Genomic DNA, 1,917 nt, shown 5'->3' with positions numbered 1-1,917 from the left:
GGCCAGCCGGGGCGTGGCTTTACTTTTTATGGTTCAGCCACTTTTGCAACCAAGTTAATGCAAGAGTCGAAATTATCGTACTTAGCACGGCTAAAAGCAGTTGCATTAGAAAAAGTAGGAAGTTCAATAGTAACACCTCCTTTCCCGGCGCCTAACTTCAGCGCCTCAAAACAATATTACGGATTAAAAGAATAAAAATAGCTGTTCAAAGTAAAAAGTTCTATCCTTTCACCTTTTTTCAAACCGCCGTCAGTCAATGGCGGTTTTTCTATTAGTGATTTTTAAATATTAATAATTTTGTTAAAAATTTCGTCTAAATTTTTATTAAATGATATAATGAAAGCACAGAAGATTGAGATGTCATAACACCATCTTTCTAGTCCGTCGCCGGCCAGCGATGGACTTTTTTATTGCTAAAGAAAAGCCCCGGCCGGCCAGCCGAGGCACATGTATTTATCGCATGCGGTCAAAATACTTTTGCAGCCAAGTTAATATTAGGGTAGCAATTACTTGCACTAATACGGCAAAAAGCAGCTGCATTATGAAAATTGAAATGCTCAATCATAACACCTCCTTTCCCGGCGCCTAACTTCAGCGCCTCAAAATAATATTACGGATCAAAAGAATAAAAATAGCAGTTCAAAGTAAAAAGTCAGGCAGAAAAAATAATTTCCGGCTGGCTTTTTTGCATGAGAAAAACATTCTTAAATTTTAGCTCCCAACAACCTCCAATTCTTCCTCCCAAAGTAACGAACAAAAGTCCTTAATATGTCTAAAAATAAAAAGAAGAACAATACTAGTTCTAATTAAACATCGTTCGCCTTTTTCCTGAATAATGCGTTCAAAATGAGAGTTTTATTATCTAATAGCGAACACAAAGCCTTGATTATTTGTTATTATGTGTGTGAAACGAACTGATTAATAAAAACAAAGTTTTTATCGACAAAAACACGAACAATACAGGAGGCGACACCATGACGAGCCAAGTGGCAGTGGTGATGGGATCGACCAGTGATTGGCCGGTTATGAAGGCAGCGTTTGACCGCCTAGAAGAATTAGGGATTGAGGCCGAAAAGCATGTGATTTCTGCTCATCGGATGCCCGCACAATTACAAGAATTTGGTCAAAGTGCCCGTGACCGCGGTTTGAAATTAATCATCGCCGGGGCCGGTGGGGCCGCCCACTTGCCAGGGATGTTGGCAGCGAATACGACCTTGCCCGTGATTGGGGTACCCATGAAGTCGAGTACTTTGAACGGAATTGACTCACTCTTGAGCATCGTTCAAATGCCAGCCGGTGTTCCGGTCGGGACAATGGCAATCGGTCCTGCCGGAGCTAAAAACGCCGCCCTCTATGCCGCCTCAATTTTGTCGCTCAACGATGTCAAAATTGAAAAAGCCTTGAACGACTTCCGGGCCGCTCAAACCCAAGCATCAATTCAAAGTGAGGAAGACTTGCGATGACAGCAACGAATTCATATCTTGAACCAGGATCAACCATCGGGATTATCGGTGGTGGTCAACTCGGCCAGATGATGGCCTTGTCGGCCAAAGAAATGGGCTACAAGGTGTTGGTCCTCGACCCAACGCCAGCTTGTCCAACCGCCCAGGTCTGTGACGACCAAATTGTGGCGGCCTATGATGACCAAAAGGCCTTACAAGAATTGGCCGATCGGTCAGATGTTTTGACCTACGAGTTTGAAAACGTCAGCCAAGAGGCCTTGCAGGCCTTGACCGGGGTTGATTTGCCCCAAGGCACAAGGCTCTTAACGATTACCAGCAACCGAATCAACGAAAAGACCTTCATCCGTGATGAGGCCCAGGTACCGGTGGCTAAGTTTGCTGCAGTAGAAAGTCCCAACGACTTGGACCAGGCGGTGACGACCGTTGGCTTACCCGCCATCTTGAAAACCGTCAG

The 1,917-nt window shown here is 44.5% G+C and carries 3 protein-coding genes; all 3 read left to right on the top strand.

Features of this window, described 5'->3' with window-relative positions; all coding sequences use genetic code 11:
• Positions 1-195: hypothetical protein (locus tag AOQ29_RS07815; RefSeq protein WP_207657341.1), on the top strand; the 195-nt coding region annotated here is incomplete at its 5' end.
• A gap of 779 nt (positions 196-974) precedes the next feature.
• On the top strand, positions 975-1,463 hold the full coding sequence (gene purE, locus AOQ29_RS02165; protein WP_061992910.1) for a 5-(carboxyamino)imidazole ribonucleotide mutase: 489 nt from the start codon (positions 975-977) through the stop codon (positions 1,461-1,463).
• Positions 1,460-1,917, top strand: a 458-nt coding sequence (locus AOQ29_RS07870) for an NAD(P)-dependent oxidoreductase (protein ID WP_242977376.1), incomplete at its 3' end; no start/stop codon positions are given. The genes purE and AOQ29_RS07870, both read left to right, overlap by 4 nt.

Source organism: Fructobacillus ficulneus, from assembly GCF_001047075.2.
GTDB classification, from domain to species: Bacteria; Bacillota; Bacilli; order Lactobacillales; family Lactobacillaceae; genus Fructobacillus; species Fructobacillus ficulneus.
Note: the sequence above shows the minus strand (reverse complement) of the source record. Positions and strands in the feature narration are given on the sequence as shown.